Raw genomic sequence first — 15,110 nt, forward strand, 5'->3', positions numbered from 1 at the left:
CAGAGGTCGTGAGTGGCGAGTGGCCCCCCACGGCCACTCGCCACTCACGGTGTCAGCGCTTGAGTTCGTGGGTCAGCTCGGCGAGCTCCTGGCCCCCGGCCATCTCGGTGGTCAGTTCCTCGAGGGTGACCTCGGAGCGCTTCTTGTCCAGTACCCGGCGGCCCAGCTTCAGGATGATGAAGTGGTCGCCGACCATGAACGCGTGGTGCGGGTTGTGGGTGATGAACACGACGCCCAGCCCGGCGTCGCGCGCGGCGGCGGTGTACTTGAGCACTACGCCGGACTGCTTGACCCCGAGCGCGGCGGTCGGCTCGTCCAGGATCAGTACCCGCGCGCCGAAGTAGACCGCCCGGGCGATGGCCACGCACTGGCGCTGCCCGCCGGACAGGGTGCCGATCGGCTGGTTGATGTCCTTGACGGTGATGCCCATCTTCTTCAGCTCGGCGTCGGCGACCTCCCTCATTGCCTTGATGTCCAGCGGGGCAAGGGGGTATTTGCCCTTGCGGATCTCCGAGCCGAGGAAGAAGTTGCGCCACACCTCCATCAGCGCGACCACGGCGAGGTCCTGGTAGACGGTGGCGATGCCGTGGTCGAGTGACGCGCGGGGCGAGCCGAAGTGCGCTTCCTGGCCGTCCACCTTGAGCATGCCTTCGGTGTGCGGGTGCAGCCCCGAGATGATCTTGATCAGGGTGGACTTCCCGGCCCCGTTGTCGCCCAGCACGCAGGCCACCTCGCCGGCGTTGACGGTGAGGTTGATGCCCTCCAGGGCGCGGATGGCGCCGTAGGCCTTGCCCACGTTCTCCATCTCGACCAGTGGCGTGCCAGCTTTCAGATCCCGTGCCGCGTGATCGGCGATCGTGTCGGTCATGGCGTGGCCTACTTCCGGGTGAGGGCGTAGTTCTTGACGTAGAGGTTGACGAGTACGGCCAGCAGCAGCATTGCGCCGAGGAAGGTGTAGAACCAGTTCGGGTCGAAGCCGGCGAAGACGATGCCCTGGGTGGTCATGCCGAAGATGAAGGCGCCCACCGCCGCGCCGATGGCCGATCCGTAGCCGCCGGTGAGCAGCGCGCCACCCACCACCACGGCGATGATGTAGATGAACTCGTTGCCGATGCCCAGGCCGGACTGCACCGAGCTGAAGTTGAACATCAGGTGCATGCCGTAGAACCAGCACACGAACGCGACGCCCATGAACAACCCGATCTTGACCTTGTTCACCGGGACGCCGACCGCGCGGGCGCTGGCCGGGTTGCCGCCGGAGGCGAAGATCCAGTTGCCCACCCGGGTGCGCAGCAGGATCCAGGTGGCGATGGCGGTGAACAGGATCCACCACAGCACAGTGACCTTCACGGTGATGAAACCGAGCGGGATGTCCCCGGCGAAGATGACCTTGCCCAGGGCGAAGCCGTCGAGCTGGGAGACGTTCGGGGTGGCCACCGTGCCGGTGATCGCCTTGGTGACGCCCAGGTTGATGCCGCGCAGCATGAAGAACGTGGACAGAGTGATCAGGAAGCTCGGGATCCCGGTCCGGACGACCATGTAGCCGTTGAAGAACCCGATGCCCAGCGCGATGAGCAGGCTGACCACCACGCCCACCCAGATGTTCAGGCTGAGCTGGAAGGAGACCATCGCGGCGGCCAATGCCGAGGTGACCACCGAGACGCCGGAGGAGAGGTCGAACTCCCCGCCGATCATCAGCAGGCACACGCCGACCGCGACGATGCCGATGGTCGAGCTGGCGTAGAGGACCGTGGAGAACGCCGGCAGCGTGCGGAACGGCGCCGCGACGGCGAAGAAGAAGATGAAGATCGCGATCGCGGCGGCGACGGCGCCGATCTCCGGGCGGGTGAGCACGCGCGCGGTGAGCGACCGCGTTGCGCGCGGCGGCTCCTGCGGAGCTCGGGGTGGCTGGGTGGCGACGGGTGCGCTCATGGAGTGCTCCAGGGTTGGGCGGGTGGGGGGAGCCGGCATACCGGCTCCCCCCGGGTGCGCGTCAGCGCTTGTTGCTCGCGGTGTACGGGAGGATCTGGTCGATGTTGGTCGAGTCGACGAAGGATGGACCGGTCAGCACCGGCTTGCCGCCGCCCAGGTCGTTGCCGTTGGTCAGGTTCAGCCACAGCGCCGTGACGGCCATGTAGCCCTGCACGTACGGCTGCTGGTCGACCGAGAACCCGATCTTGCCGTCCTTGATCGCTTTGGCGGCGTCCGGGTTCAGGTCGAATGTGACGATCTTGGCGGTGCTGCCCGCGTCGTTCTTTGCGTTCAGCGCGGCGAGCGCGTCACCGGCGCCGAGCGTGACGACGTGGGTGATCGACTTGTCCTCTTGCAGCTTCGCGCCGATGGAGGCCTGTTCGGCCGGCTTGTCGGCGCCGTTGACATACAGGTTCTCGGTGTTCGGGAAGGTCTTCTTCACGCCGGCGCAGCGCGTCTCCAGTGCCACCGAGCCCTGCGCCTGGATGACGCAGAGCGCTTTGCCGCCGTTGTCGGTCTTGATGCGCTGGCCGATGCTCTGCCCGGCGAGGTCCTCGTCCGACCCGAAGTACATCTTCGCGCCGGCCTGCTTGTACTGGTCGAATCCCTGGTTGAACACCACGACCGGGATACCTGCATCGGCGGCCTTCTTGGCGACCGGGATGACGGCGTCGGCGTTCGACAGGGTGACCGCGAGACCGTCCACCTTGCTGTCGATGGCGTTCTGCACGAGCGTCGCCTGCTCAGGGCCGTTCTCGTTGTTCGAGTACTTCAGATCAACGTTCAGGCTCTTGGCCGCGTCCTGCGCACCGGCCCGGATCTTGTCCCAGAACGTGTCACCGGCCTGCTCGTGGGTGACCATCGCAATCGTGTAGCGCTTGCCCTGAGCGGCACCGCCACCACCGCCCTGGCTGGGTTGGCTCTGCGCGCCGCCCTGGCTGCTGCACGCCGCCAGTGCCACCGCGAGCGAGGCCGCTGTGGCCAGCACGCGCACCAACTTGCGGGTACTCCTCATTGAGTGTTCCTCTCATCTGGCAGCCGGCCAGGAGGCGGACTGCAAGCCGGGGGTGACTGCTAGGGCGTGCGCACCGGGCCGATGCCGCAGCCGCCCAGGTACTGCGCGGTGCGGGCGGCGATCGGCAGTGGGGTGTCCGGTTCGCAGGGGTAGAGGTCCTGCTCGACGATGGCGAACAGGTCCACGTCGAGGCGGCCCAGCTCGTCCAGCAGCGACGGCATGTCCGGCACCCCGAGCGGCGGCTCGACCATCGCGCCGAGCGCCACGGCGGGCGCGAACGCCAGCCCCTCGGCGGTGACCCGCGCCAGCACCGCCGGGTCGACCTGCTTGAGGTGCACGTAGCCGATCCGCTCCGGGAACCTCCGGATGATCTCCAGGTTGTCCCCGCCGCAGTAGGCGATGTGCCCGGTGTCGAGGCAGAGCTGGACGTGCGCGGGGTCGGTGTCGGTGAGGAAGCGCTCCACCCTGGGCTGGGTGTCCACGTGGCTGTCCGCGTGCGGGTGGAAGACGAGCTCCACGTCGAACTCGTCGTGCAGCGTGGCGGCCAGTGTGTCCATCCCGGCGGTGAGGTTGCGCCACTGCTCCGGGGTGAGGTCAGCGGGCTGGTTGAGCGACCCGTCGAGCTCGGTGTAGCCCTCCGGCAGCAGCACCAGGTGCCGGGCGCCGAGGGCGGTGAGCAGCTGGGCTTCGGCGCGGCAGTCCTCGACGGCCTGCTTCAGTGCGTCCGCGCCGCGGTGCAGTCCGGCCGCCACCGCACCACCCGAGAGCCGCAGTCCGCGCCGGTCCAGCTCGTCGCGCAGCTGGGCCGGGTCGGTGGGCAGGTAGCCGTACGGGCCGAGCTCGATCCACTCGTAGCCGGCCCGCTCGGCCTCGTCGAGGAAGCGCTGCCACGGGACCTGGCTCGGGTTGTCCGGGAACCACACGCCCCAGGAGTCGGGGGCGGTGCCCAGGCGAAGTTTCTCGGTCACGAGGTGCCCCTCTAGTTCGAGGTCGGGAAGTGGAAGCTGGAACCACTCGCTTCGGCGCCGATGCTCGTTCCGCTGGCGCTTCTCTCGACGGTCTGGGGCCACCGGGACGTCACGACCTTGGCGCGGGTGTAGAAGGACACGCCCTCCGGACCGTGCACGTGCTTGTCGCCGAACAGCGAGTCCTTCCACCCGCCGAAGGAGTAGTAGGCCATCGGTACCGGGATCGGCACGTTGATCCCGATCATCCCGACGTGCACACCACGCTGGAACCGCCGTGCGGCTTCACCCGAGGAGGTGAAGATTGCGGTTCCATTTCCATACGGATTCGCATTGATCAAGGCGATCGCCTCGTCCACCGAGTCGGCGCGCACCACCGCGAGCACCGGTCCGAAGATCTCCTCGCGGTACACGTCCATCTCCGGGCGGACCCGGTCGATGACCGTCGGGCCGACGAAGAAGCCGCCGTCGTGGCCGGGCACGGTCAGCCCGCGCCCGTCCACCGCCAGGTCGGCGCCCTGCTCGGCGCCGGTGCCGATCAGCCCGACGATCCGGTCCCGCGCGGCGGCGGTGATCACCGGGCCCATCTCGCTGGCCGGGTCGCGGCCGGGCCCGACCTTCACCGCGCGGGCCTTCTCGCTGACCCGGGCGAGCAGCTCGTCGCCGGCACTGCCTACCGCGACGGCGGCCGAGATCGCCATGCACCGCTCGCCGGCGGAGCCGAAGGCGGCCGAGACCAGGTGGTCGGCGGCGAAGTCGAGCGACGCGTCGGGTAGCACCACGGCGTGGTTCTTCGCGCCGCCGAGGGCCTGCACCCGCTTGCCGGTGGCACTGGCCCGCTGGTGGATGTAGCGCGCGATCGGGGTGGACCCGACGAACGACACGGCTGCCACGGCTTCGTGGTCGAGCAGCGCGTCGACCGCGATCTTGTCCCCGTGCACCACGTTGAACACGCCGTCCGGCAGGCCCGCCTCGGCCCACAGCTCGGCGATCAGCATGGACGCGCTGGGGTCGCGCTCACTGGGCTTGAGCACGAAGGTGTTGCCGCAGGCGATGGCCACCGGGTGCATCCACATCGGCACCATCACCGGGAAGTTGAACGGCGTGATCCCGACGCAGACCCCGAGCGGCTCGCGGAAGGAGAACACGTCGACGCCGGAGGAGACCTGGTCGGAGTAGTCACCCTTGAGCAGGCTCGGGATGCCGCAGGCGAACTCCACGACCTCGAGGCCGCGCTGCACCTCGCCGAGCGCGTCGCTGACCACCTTGCCGTGCTCGTCGGCGACGATCTCGGCGAGCTCCTGGGCGCGGCCGTTGACCAGCTCGCGGAACCGGAACAGCACCTTCGCGCGGGCCGACAGCGACGACTGCGACCACTGCTCGAACGCCGCGGCCGCGGTGCGCACCGCGGTGTCGACCTCCTCGGTGCTGGCCAGCGGCACCTCGGCCTGCTGCTGTCCGGTGGCCGGGTTCCACACCGGCGAGGTGCTCGTGCCACCGGCGACCGGCTTGCCGCCGATCCAGTGCGTAATGGTCCTCACGGGCGGTTCTCCTTCGGGTCGTGAGTGCCGAGTTGGGTCATGGCCCCACTCGCCACTCACGGGGTGATCAGCGGGCGTTGGGTGGCTTTGTGCTCTTCGTAGGTCTTGCGGGCCTGCTGGGTGCTGTCCAGGGCGGCGACCTGGGCGACCGGCACGTCCCACCAGCTCTCCGGGGACGGCACCGGCGCCAGCGGGTCGGTCTCGATGTGGATGGCCGTGGTGCGGGTGGACGCGCGTGACGTGGCGATCGCCTCGCGGAGCTCGGCGATGGTGCGCACCCGGATCACCTCGGCGCCGAGGCTGGCCGCGTTGGCCGCCAGGTCGATCGGCAGCCGGGCCCCGTCGAGCTGGCCGGTGCCGGCGTCCCGGTAGCGGTAGTTGGTGCCGAAGCGCTGCGAGCCGACCGACTCCGACAGCGCCCCGATCGAGGCGAAGCCGTGGTTCTGCACGATGACCAGGTTCAGCTTGATGCCCTCGGAAACCGCGGTGACGATCTCCTGCGCCATCATCAGGTACGAGCCGTCGCCGACCAGCGCGAACACCTCGCGGTCCGGCTCGCGGCCCGACTCGGCGGCGGCCATCGCGGCCATCTTCACGCCCAGTGCGCCGGCGATCTCGTAGCCCATGCAGGAGTAGCCGTACTCCACGTGGTAGGCCTTCTCGTCGCTGGCCCGCCACAGCATCTGCAGGTCACCGGGCATACTGCCGGCCGCCTGCACGATCACGTCCCGGGGCTGCATCAGCTCGTTCAGCGCGCCGAGCACCTCGGTCTGCGCCGGCAGCGGCCCGTGGTCCAGGTGGTACGCCCGGTCCACCACCCGCGTCCACTCCTCGCGGTGCGCGGCAAACCTCGCCGTGTACTCCGCCGCCACCCGGTAACCACTCTCCCGCGAGTCGGGGATCTCAGCACCCTGTGTCGCGGGTGTCAGCACACTCACCGGCCCGGCCAGCGCCTCGGTGAGCGCCGTCAGACCCTCCCGCGCGTCGGCCACCAGCGCCGTGGCGGACTGCTTGGCGGCGTCGAACGAGGTGATGTTGAGGTTGACGAAGCGCACGTCCGGGTTCTGGAACGCGGTGCGCGACGCCGTAGTGAAGTCGCTGTACCGGGTACCGACGCCGAGGATCACGTCGGCGTCGCGGGCCAGCGCGTTCGCCACCGGTGACCCGGTCGCGCCGACCCCGCCGACCGCGCACGGGTGGTCCCACGCGATCGCGCCCTTGCCGGCCTGGGTGTCCGCCACCGGGATCCCGGTCGCCTCGGCGAACGCCCGCAGCGCCGCGCCCGCCTCGCTGTAGATCACCCCGCCGCCGGCCACCAGCAGCGGCTTTGACGCCGACCGGAGCACCGCCACCGCCCGTGCCAGCGCCGCCGGCTCCGGTACCGGCCGCGCCACGTGCCACACCCGGCGCGCGAACAGCTCGTCCGGCCAGTCGTACGCCTCGGCCTGCACGTCCTGCGGCAGGGAGATCGTCACGGCGCCTGTTTCGGCAGGATCGGTCAGCACCCGCATCGCACCGAGGAGCGCGGACGGCAGCTGCTCCGGGCGGTCCACCCGGTCGAAGAACCGGGACACCGGGCGGAACGCGTCGTTCACCGACACGTCGTAGCCGCGCGGGTCCTCGAGCTCCTGCAGCACCGGACTGGCCACCCGGGTGGCGAAGAAGTCGCTGGGCAGCAGCAGCACCGGGATCCGGTTGATGGTGGCCAGCGCGGCACCGGTGATCATGTTGGTGGAGCCGGGGCCGATGGACGCGGTGCACGCCATCGCCTGCAGCCGGTTGCGCATCCGCGCGTAACCGACGCTGGCGTGCACCATGCCCTGCTCGTTGCGGGCCAGTCGGTAGGGCAGGTCGGGCGACTCGGGTGCCTCGTGTGCTGAGAATCCCGACTCGGTGTGCTGGGAGCCCCGACTCGCGGGGGGGTTGTGGCCCGGGGCGGAGTGCTCTCGCTGGGCGGCGTTCTCCAGGAGGGCCTGGGCGACGCCGGCCACGTTGCCGTGGCCGAAGATGCCGAAGCAGCCGGGGATCAGCCGCTGCTCCACGCCGTCCCGCTCGCTGTACTGCACCGCAAGGAACCGGACCAGAGCCTGCGCCACTGTCAGCTTCATGTCGGCAGCTCCGAGGTGCTCGTGAGGGGCAGCCGGGAGTCGAGGGCCTGGCCGGCCCAGGTGTCGCGGACCCAGCCGTGCGCCGGGTCGTCGCAGATCAGCCAGGCGCGGTCCGGGCTGGGGCCGGCCATCACGTTCAGGTAGTAGAGCGGGTAGCCGGGCGCGGCCATGGACGGGCCGTGCCAGCCGTGCGGGATGAGCACGGTGTCGCCGCCGCGCACCTCGGTGCACACGTCGATCTCCCGGCCGGGGCCGGAGCCGTACACCCGCTGGTAGCCGATGCCTTCCCCGGCGGGCCCTGAGCCGACCTCGAAGTAGTAGATCTCCTCCAGCTCGGCCTCGCCGTCGCGCGCCTGATCGTGCTTGTGCGGCGGGTAGGACGACCAGTTGCCGGCCGGGGTGAGCACCTCGACGGCGATCAGCTTGTCCGCCTCGAACGTCTCCGGGGTGCAGAAGTTGTTCACCTGCCGACTGGCCTGGCCGGCGCCGCGCAGCTCCACGCCGACTCCCTCGGCCGGGCCGTACCGGGCGGGCAGCCGACGGGTGGCCCGGGCGGCCGGCAGAGCGAACCGGCCACCGTCGACCGAGGACACCTGGGCCCGCGAGGACATCGGGAGATACGCGAAGTCGGTGACCCGGGAGAACACCGACCCCCGGCCGGCCAGCTCGAACTTCTCGCCGTCACAGCTCACCGTCGCACCACCGGACAGCGGCAGCAGCACCATCTCGTCCGGCCCGGTGTCGAACTCGGCCGTGCCACCGGGGGCCAGCTCGAGCACCCGCAGGCTGCTGTACCCCCAGCCGGCCGACTCCGGAGTGACCACCAGTTCGAAGTCACCGTCAGACGTCTCGCCCCGACGCACCACGTACTTCTCGCTCACAGCAACCCCACCGCCGCATCCACGGCCGCCGCAACATCGTCATTGGGAGGGAACAGCAGACTGCGCCCGATCACCAGGCCCTGCACGGTCGGCAGCGCCAATGCCTTGCTCCAGCTGGCGATCGTGGCGTCCTGGTCGCTCGCCACCTCGCCGCCGAGGATCAGCGCGGGCAGCGTGGTCGCCGCCATCACCTTCTCCATGTCGTCCACGATCGGCACCTTCAGCCAGGTGTACGCGGAGGTGGTGCCGAGCCCGGCGGCGACCGTCATCGCCCGGATCATCGCCTCGGCGGTGAGCTCATTGCGCACCCGCCCGTCCACCCGGTGCGAGATGAACGGCTCGACCATGGCCATCAGCCGGTGCTCCGCGAGCTCGCTGACCGCCCGCCCGGCGGCGGCCAGGGTGAGCACCGTGCCGGCGTCGTCCGGGTCGATCCGGGTCAGCATCTTGCCGCCCTCGAACCCGGCGGCGCCGATCGCGGCCGCGGTGTACGCGGTGAACTTGTCGTCCATCTCGAACGTGGTGCCGGCCAGGCCGCCTCGGTTCATCGAGCCGACCACGACCTTGCCGTCCAGCGCGCCGAGCAGCAGCAGGTCCTCCAGGACGTCCGGGGTGCCGAGCACGCCGTTGACGCCGGGTCGGGACAGCGCCAGGCACAGCCGGTCCAGGAGGTCGATCCGGTCGCCCATCGCCAGCGGCCGGTCGCCGGCGCGCAGGGCGCCCCGGGCCGGGTGGTCGGCGGCGATCATCATCAGCTTGCCGTGCTCGCCGAGCAGCGAGTCGGGCCGGCGCCGGGCGGCGGCGGCCTCGGCTACCGCGCCGGGGCGGTGCACCCGGGTGGAGATGAGTTCGGAGAGCTGGTCATCGCGCACGGACGGCCTCCTCTAACCCGGTGTTCAGCAGCTGCTCGACCTCGTCGAGCGTGGGCATGGCGTCGGCGCAGGCCAGCCGCGACGCGACGATCGCGCCGGCGGTGTTGGCGAAGCGCATGATCCGTTCGGTGTCCCAGCCGGCGAGCAGTCCGTGGCACAGCGCGCCGCCGAACGCGTCGCCGGCGCCCAACCCGTTCACCACCTCGACCGGTACCGGCGGCACGGTGACCTCGGTGTCCGGCCGACCGTCGGCGCCGCGCACCGAGGCCAGCACGCCCTTGGGGCCCTGCTTGACCACGGCGAGCTCGATGCCGGCGGCGTGCAGCGCCTGCGCCGCCTCGTGCGGGTCGCGGATGCCGACGGCGGTGTCGCACTCGTCCTGGTTGCCGACCGCGACGCTGACGTAGGGCAGCGCCTGCTGGTACTGCTCGCGGGCGGCCTCGCGGGACGGCCAGAACATCGGCCGGTAGTCCAGGTCGAGCACGGTGATGCCCCGTTTACCCCGGGCCCGCAGTGCGTGCAGGGTGGCCTCGCGGCTCGGCTCGGCGGACAGCCCGGTGCCGGTCACCCAGAACACGTCCGCCGAGCGGATCGCGTCCAGGTCCAGCTCCTCGGGGTAGATCTCCAGGTCGGGTGCCTTGGGCAGCCGGTAGAAGTAGAGCGGGAAGTCGTCCGGCGGGAAGATCTCGCAGAAGGTCACCGGCGTCGGCAGGCTCGGCACCGCGGTGATGTGCCGGTCGTCCACGCCGAACCCCTGCAGTGCGTCGTGCAGGTACTCGCCGAACGGGTCCGCTCCGGTGCGCGAGATGAGCGCGCTGCGCCGGCCGTACCGCGCCGCGGCCACCGCGACGTTCGCGGCCGTGCCACCCAGGTACTTGCCGAACGTCTCGACCTTGCGCAGGGACACCCCGGTCTGCAGCGGGTAGATGTCCACCCCGAGGCGGCCCATGGTGAGCACCTCCGGGGCCGCCGGGGAGTCACCGACCTCGCTGGGCCGGTTCGTGTCAGCATTGATCACGGGGTCCATCGCTACCTCTCGCTCGAAGCCGTCTCGCCCCGAAAGGAGGACGGCGACCACGGGCTCAAGGTGTACCCTTCGGCCGTCAGCACGTCAATACTTTGTCTTTACATACTTTGTCAGGACATAGGGGGCCACGGTGTCGGAACGGACGACGGTCTGGGGGCTGGTACCGGACCTCGCGTTGGACCGGAGCAGCCCGGTCCCGCTCTACTTCCAGGTGGCCAGCCGGCTGCAGCAGCTGATCGAGGACGGCGAGCTGCCGGTGGGCGGGCGGCTGGAGAACGAGGTCGAGCTGGCCGACCGGCTGGGAGTGTCCCGGCCGACCATGCGCCGCGCCATCGGCTACCTGGTCGAACGCGGCATGCTGGTGCGCAAGCGTGGCGTCGGCACCCAGATCGTGCATCCCAAGGTGCGCCGGCCGGTGGAGCTGACCAGCCTCTACGACGACCTGAGCAAGTCCGGTCAGGCGCCGCGCACCGAGGTCAAGCTGCTGGAGATCCGGGTGGCCCCGGACGCCGTCGCCGAGGTGCTCGGCATCCCGTTCGGCTCGGAGATCAACTGGATCGAACGGCTGCGCTACGCCGACGGCGAGCCGCTGGCGCTGATGCACAACGCGGTGCCGGTGGACGTACTCACCCTGCGCCGCGCCGACCTCGAGCAGCGTGGGCTCTACGAGCTGCTCCGGGCCGCCGGGCACGTGCCGAGGATGGCCAACCAGATGGTCGGCGCGAAGTCGGCCACGGTCGCCGAGGCCAAGCTGCTCGGCGACTCCCGGGGCGCCCCCATGCTGACGATGACCCGTACCGCCTGGGACGCTGCCGGCCGCGCGGTGGAGTACGGCTCGCACATCTACCGCGCCAACCGCTACTCCTTCGAGCTCACCCTGACCAGTTAGCCCCCGTGAGTGGGGAGTGGTCCCTCGGGACCACTCGCCACTCACGAGGCCTGAGCTGCGACGATGCCCAGTTGGCCTCGGCTTCAGCTGGCCTCGGTGCGGCGGCGACGGTAGGCGACGCGCTGCCGGGCGCTGTTGCGGGTCGCGTCCATCGGCACCGGCTCCAGCGCGCCGGCCAGCCCGAACGCCGGCATGTTCACGTAGACGACCTCGCTGGTGCCCGGTCGCGCCTGGTACGCCTCGTGATAGGCGCCCATGCTGCCGTCGGTGCCGATCTTGCGCACGTACCGGCGCCACGCGGCCAGGTGCGGCGCGTCCGAGTTCGCCGCGAAGGCCTGCAGCTCCGCCATGCCGCGCCAGTACTGGACCATCAGCGTGGTGCGGCCGAACCAGGTGTAGTTCGCCAGCAGGCCCTCGTCGCGCCCGGCCAGGTGGCGCAGCATGCTGTTCATCGCGAGCAGCATGAACAGCCACTTGTCCACCCGCCACCAGCGGTTGAAGCGCATCCCGATCAGCACCACCACCACGCCGTCCTCGCCGAGCTCGGCGGTGTAGCGCCCTGGGAACACCTTGCCGGCACTGCCCTGGGGTCCGCGCATGGCAGTCTCCTCCCGATCGCACCCCGGGCCGTGCGTCGCTGCCCGCCCGATGGTCGGTACGGGTCCACTGTGACGTATCAAAACAGTGTTGTCTATCGCGCTGAGGCCATTGGCTGACTCGGCTTGAATGCCGGCGCCGCGGCGGGCAGGTTGGTCACATGAGCACGATCAGCACGCGCCGGCTGGGCGCGACCGGGCCCGAGGTGTCCGCGCTCGGCCTCGGCTGCATGGGCATGTCCAGCGGGGTCTACGGCCCGGCGGACCGGGCGGAGAGCATCGCCACCATCCACGCCGCGCTGGATGCCGGGATCAATCTGCTGGACACCGGCGACTTCTACGCCCAGGGCCACAACGAGATGCTGGTCGGCGAGGCACTGCGCGGCCGGGACCGGGACCGGGTGCTGCTGAGCGTGAAGTTCGGCGCGCAGCGGGGCCCGGCCGGCGACTGGCTCGGCTACGACGCGCGGCCGGTTGCGGTGAAGAACTTCCTGGCCTACTCGCTGAACCGGCTGGGGGTCGAGTACGTCGACGTCTACCGCCCGGCCCGGCTGGACCCGCTGGTGCCCATCGAGGACACCGTCGGCGCGATCGCCGACATGGTGCACGCCGGCTACGTCCGGCACATCGGGCTGTCCGAGGTCGGCGCGGCGACCATCCGGCGGGCGCACGCGGTGCACCCGATCGCCGACCTGCAGATCGAGTACTCACTGCTGTCCCGCGGCATCGAGGCGGACATCCTGCCGACCTGCCGCGAGCTCGGCATCGCGGTCACCGCGTACGGGGTGATCGGCCGGGGCATGTTGTCCGGGCGGTGGACCGCCGACAGCGTGGCCGCCCCCGGGGACTTCCGGACCCGGGGGCCCCGGTTCCAGGGCGAGAACCTGCAGCACAACCTGAACCTGGTCGCGGCGTTGACGAAGGTCGCCGAGGCGCGCGGGGCGAGCCCGGCGCAGGTGGCCATCGGTTGGGCGCTCTCGCGCGGTGCGGACATCGTGCCGCTGGTCGGCGCGCGCACCCGGGACCGGCTGGCCGAGGCGCTCGGTGCCGCCGAGCTACCGCTGTCCGACGACGACCTGGCCGCGGTCGAGCGGGCCGTCCCACCGGGCGCGGCTGCCGGCGACCGCTACGACGCGCACCAGATGGCCGTGCTGGACAGCGAGCGCTGAACCCGGGGAGTGCGCACCGGGCCCGGCAGGGCTGGGGCCGAGGGCTCGGGAGGCTCGGCCGGCCGGGTTCGGGCCGAGGGTCAGGAGGCGCGGCGGGCCTCGACGCTGAGCCGCAGCGCCTCGAGCAGGTCGGTGACATCGGTGGCGGCCGGGGCGGCGGACTCGGCGACCACCTGGTTGCCGACGCGCTTGTCCTCGATCAGGTCCCGGACCCGGTCGGCGTAGGTGTCCCGGTAGTCCTCCGGCCGCCAGTCCGCGCTCATCGACTCGATCAGGGTGCGTGCCATGTCGAACTCCCGGCCGTCCGGCTCGGCGCGTTCCGGCAGGTGGTCGAGCTGCTCACGCGGCTGGCGGATCTCGTCGGCGTAGTACAGCGTCTCCAGTGAGAGCACCCCGTCGTCGGCGCGGACGGCACAGAGGTACTGGGTGCCGCGCATGACGAACGTGGCGATCGCGACCCGGTTGGTCGCCGCCATCGCGGCCGCCAGCAGCGCGTAGACCTTGCCGTTCTCCGCCTTGGCGGGCGCGAGCCAGTACGTCTTCTGGAAGTAGATCGGGTCGATCTCGTCCAGGTCCACGAACGCGGTGACGTCGATCGAGCGGGACCGCCCCGGTGCGATCTGGTCCAGCTCGGCCGGCTCGACGATCACGGTCTCGCCGTCCTCCTCCTCGACGCCGCGCACGATGTCGCCGAAGGACACCTCCTCACCGGTGCGCTCATTCACCCGCTGGTAGCGGATCCGGTCGGTGGTGCCGCGCTGGTACTGGTGGAAGCTCACGCCGTGGCTCTCGGTCGCGCTGTAGAGTCCGACCGGCACGGTGACCAGCCCGAACGTGATCGAGCCGGTCCAGATGGAACGGGGCACGGTGCTCTCCTGCCTGGTCGCCGCGAGTGGTCAGTGTTCCAGCGCGGTCAGTCGGTCCCGCGCCACCCCGTGCCGCCGGTCGGCGTCACGCAGTGCACGGTCGGTGTCCTCGCGGTCCCGCCGTGCCGCCCGCGCTCGCTGGCGGGCCCGCTGCTCGGCCTGCTCGGCGGCGATCAGCTCGGCCCGCCGGTCGGCCACGGCCTGGTGCGCGGCGGCCTCCTCGGCGGCGGCCTCGTCGTAGTCGCGGTGTGCGGCCTCGGCCCCCGCGCGCGCCTCGGACAGCGCCTCGGTCAGTCGCTCCAGCTCCTGGCGGGCGCGCGCCAGCGCCGGGTTCGGGCGGTCGGCCGGCCGCGGCGGGGTGCCCGCCGGAGCCGCTCCCGCACCGGAGTCGGTGTCGGTGCGGGAGGCGGCGGCGCCGGTGTGGGAGGCAGTGCCGGTGCGGGATCCCGCGGCGGAAGCGGAGCGAGGCGCTGCCTCGGTGCCGGGCGTGACATCGGCGGGCGCGGCGGACGGTGCCGGTCGCGGGCGGGCGCCCGGAGCGGTCGCCGGCCAGTCCAGCGTGCTGGCGCTGGCCAGCTCCTTCGGCGAGCTGAGCCGACCGCTGGCCAGCGCGCGGGCGGCGTCCGGATCGGTCAGCGCAGAGGTGAACATGCCCTCCAGCTCGCGGCTGACGGTCTCGCTGACCTCCTCACCGGCCACGGCACCCAGCTCCCGGGTGGTTCGGGTCAGCGCGTTGATCAGCTCGCGGCGCTGTTCGGAGAGCCGGCGCAGCGCGGCGCCGTCCAACTGTTCGTGCGCGGCACGCAGCTGCTCGCCGAGCTCGGCCAGGCCGGTGATCTCGTCCGGGCGCTGCCTGGCGAGGTTGTTCACCAGCCAGGCCGCCACGGTGGGCCGGCGCAGCTTGCCGATCGAGGCGGCCAGTGCCTTGTCCCCGGCCGACCTGGCCTCCTTGACCCGCTCGTCACGCGCCGGGGTGAAGTCGGCACGGGGCAGCGCATACAGCGCATCGGCCGTCCCGTCGAGGTCCACCGGAACAGCCTTTCATGACCGCCCCGATCGCCCGATGGATTAGGGACAGCGCGCCGCCCTCGGCCCCGGACCGAACTCAGACTGAGAGTTACTTAAGTGTTTGTTCGATAGCCCCGTATCCGGCGGTCCGGGCCCCGGGCGCTGGCTAGCATCGACCCAGTGATCGAGCGGAAGACGTGGG

14 protein-coding genes are annotated in these 15,110 nt (G+C 71.0%); 2 read left to right on the top strand and 12 right to left on the bottom strand.

Annotation, left to right across the window (positions count from 1 at the left end; translation table 11 throughout):
- Positions 1–52: 52 nt before the first annotated feature.
- The 9 genes from ACTXG6_RS10305 to iolC form a co-directional block, all read right to left on the bottom strand.
- The gene (locus ACTXG6_RS10305; protein ID WP_445183232.1) at positions 53–868 is read right to left on the bottom strand and encodes an ATP-binding cassette domain-containing protein; all 816 of its coding nucleotides are present in this window, start codon (positions 866–868) and stop codon (positions 53–55) included.
- An 8-nt stretch (positions 869–876) separates the two neighbouring features.
- Positions 877–1,932, bottom strand: coding sequence for an ABC transporter permease (locus ACTXG6_RS10310; protein ID WP_445187539.1), 1,056 nt, complete (start codon positions 1,930–1,932; stop codon positions 877–879).
- Positions 1,933–1,993: 61 nt separating this feature from the next.
- Entirely contained in the window at positions 1,994–2,986 is a 993-nt protein-coding gene (locus ACTXG6_RS10315; protein WP_445187540.1) for a substrate-binding domain-containing protein, read from the bottom strand.
- A 59-nt stretch (positions 2,987–3,045) separates the two neighbouring features.
- On the bottom strand, positions 3,046–3,954 hold the full coding sequence (locus ACTXG6_RS10320) for a TIM barrel protein (protein ID WP_445187541.1): 909 nt from the start codon (positions 3,952–3,954) through the stop codon (positions 3,046–3,048).
- Positions 3,955–3,965: 11 nt separating this feature from the next.
- Entirely contained in the window at positions 3,966–5,492 is a 1,527-nt protein-coding gene (locus tag ACTXG6_RS10325) for a CoA-acylating methylmalonate-semialdehyde dehydrogenase (protein WP_445187542.1), read from the bottom strand.
- Positions 5,493–5,548: 56 nt separating this feature from the next.
- A complete protein-coding gene (gene iolD, locus ACTXG6_RS10330; protein ID WP_445187543.1) occupies positions 5,549–7,600 on the bottom strand; it encodes a 3D-(3,5/4)-trihydroxycyclohexane-1,2-dione acylhydrolase (decyclizing) in 2,052 nt (683 codons plus the stop codon).
- Positions 7,597–8,481 (bottom strand): 5-deoxy-glucuronate isomerase, encoded by an 885-nt coding sequence (gene iolB, locus ACTXG6_RS10335; protein ID WP_445187544.1) that lies wholly within the window; start codon positions 8,479–8,481, stop codon positions 7,597–7,599. Before iolB ends, iolD begins: the two co-directional genes overlap by 4 nt.
- A complete protein-coding gene (locus tag ACTXG6_RS10340) occupies positions 8,478–9,353 on the bottom strand; it encodes a Cgl0159 family (beta/alpha)8-fold protein (RefSeq protein WP_445187545.1) in 876 nt (291 codons plus the stop codon). Before ACTXG6_RS10340 ends, iolB begins: the two co-directional genes overlap by 4 nt.
- Positions 9,343–10,302, bottom strand: a complete 960-nt coding sequence (gene iolC / locus ACTXG6_RS10345; RefSeq protein ID WP_445189967.1) for a 5-dehydro-2-deoxygluconokinase — start codon at positions 10,300–10,302, stop codon at positions 9,343–9,345. Before iolC ends, ACTXG6_RS10340 begins: the two co-directional genes overlap by 11 nt.
- Positions 10,303–10,510: 208 nt before the next feature.
- Between iolC and ACTXG6_RS10350 the strand changes: the two genes are divergently transcribed.
- Positions 10,511–11,269: a GntR family transcriptional regulator gene (locus ACTXG6_RS10350; protein ID WP_445187546.1), complete on the top strand. Its 759-nt coding sequence runs from the start codon at positions 10,511–10,513 to the stop codon at positions 11,267–11,269.
- Between the two features lie 83 nt (positions 11,270–11,352).
- On the opposite strand, the gene ACTXG6_RS10355 is transcribed toward ACTXG6_RS10350, so the two are convergent.
- Positions 11,353–11,868: a DUF4188 domain-containing protein gene (locus ACTXG6_RS10355; RefSeq protein ID WP_445187547.1), complete on the bottom strand. Its 516-nt coding sequence runs from the start codon at positions 11,866–11,868 to the stop codon at positions 11,353–11,355.
- A 158-nt stretch (positions 11,869–12,026) separates the two neighbouring features.
- On the opposite strand from ACTXG6_RS10355, the gene ACTXG6_RS10360 reads away from it, so the two are divergent.
- On the top strand, positions 12,027–13,034 hold the full coding sequence (locus ACTXG6_RS10360) for an aldo/keto reductase (protein WP_445187548.1): 1,008 nt from the start codon (positions 12,027–12,029) through the stop codon (positions 13,032–13,034).
- Between the two features lie 80 nt (positions 13,035–13,114).
- On the opposite strand, the gene ku is transcribed toward ACTXG6_RS10360, so the two are convergent.
- Both ku and ACTXG6_RS10370 read right to left on the bottom strand, forming a co-directional pair.
- Entirely contained in the window at positions 13,115–13,900 is a 786-nt protein-coding gene (ku, locus tag ACTXG6_RS10365; RefSeq protein ID WP_445187549.1) for a non-homologous end joining protein Ku, read from the bottom strand.
- 30 nt (positions 13,901–13,930) lie between these two features.
- Complete coding sequence (locus ACTXG6_RS10370) at positions 13,931–14,929, bottom strand: hypothetical protein (RefSeq protein ID WP_445187550.1); 999 nt, start codon at positions 14,927–14,929, stop codon at positions 13,931–13,933.
- Positions 14,930–15,110 lie beyond the last annotated feature (181 nt).

It is taken from the genome of Pseudonocardia sp. Cha107L01 (assembly GCF_052566575.1).

Bases quoted from the DNA above. Each gene is read 5' to 3' on its own strand.
- ACTXG6_RS10305 (WP_445183232.1), bottom strand. From the start codon at position 868: ATGACCGACACGATCGCCGATCACGCGGCACGGGATCTGAAAGCTGGC.
- ACTXG6_RS10310 (WP_445187539.1), bottom strand. From the start codon at position 1,932: ATGAGCGCACCCGTCGCCACCCAGCCACCCCGAGCTCCGCAGGAGCCG.
- ACTXG6_RS10315 (WP_445187540.1), bottom strand. From the start codon at position 2,986: ATGAGGAGTACCCGCAAGTTGGTGCGCGTGCTGGCCACAGCGGCCTCG.
- iolD (WP_445187543.1), bottom strand. From the start codon at position 7,600: ATGAAGCTGACAGTGGCGCAGGCTCTGGTCCGGTTCCTTGCGGTGCAG.
- iolC (WP_445189967.1), bottom strand. From the start codon at position 10,302: ATGGGCCGCCTCGGGGTGGACATCTACCCGCTGCAGACCGGGGTGTCC.
- ACTXG6_RS10355 (WP_445187547.1), bottom strand. From the start codon at position 11,868: ATGCGCGGACCCCAGGGCAGTGCCGGCAAGGTGTTCCCAGGGCGCTAC.
- ACTXG6_RS10360 (WP_445187548.1), top strand. From the start codon at position 12,027: ATGAGCACGATCAGCACGCGCCGGCTGGGCGCGACCGGGCCCGAGGTG.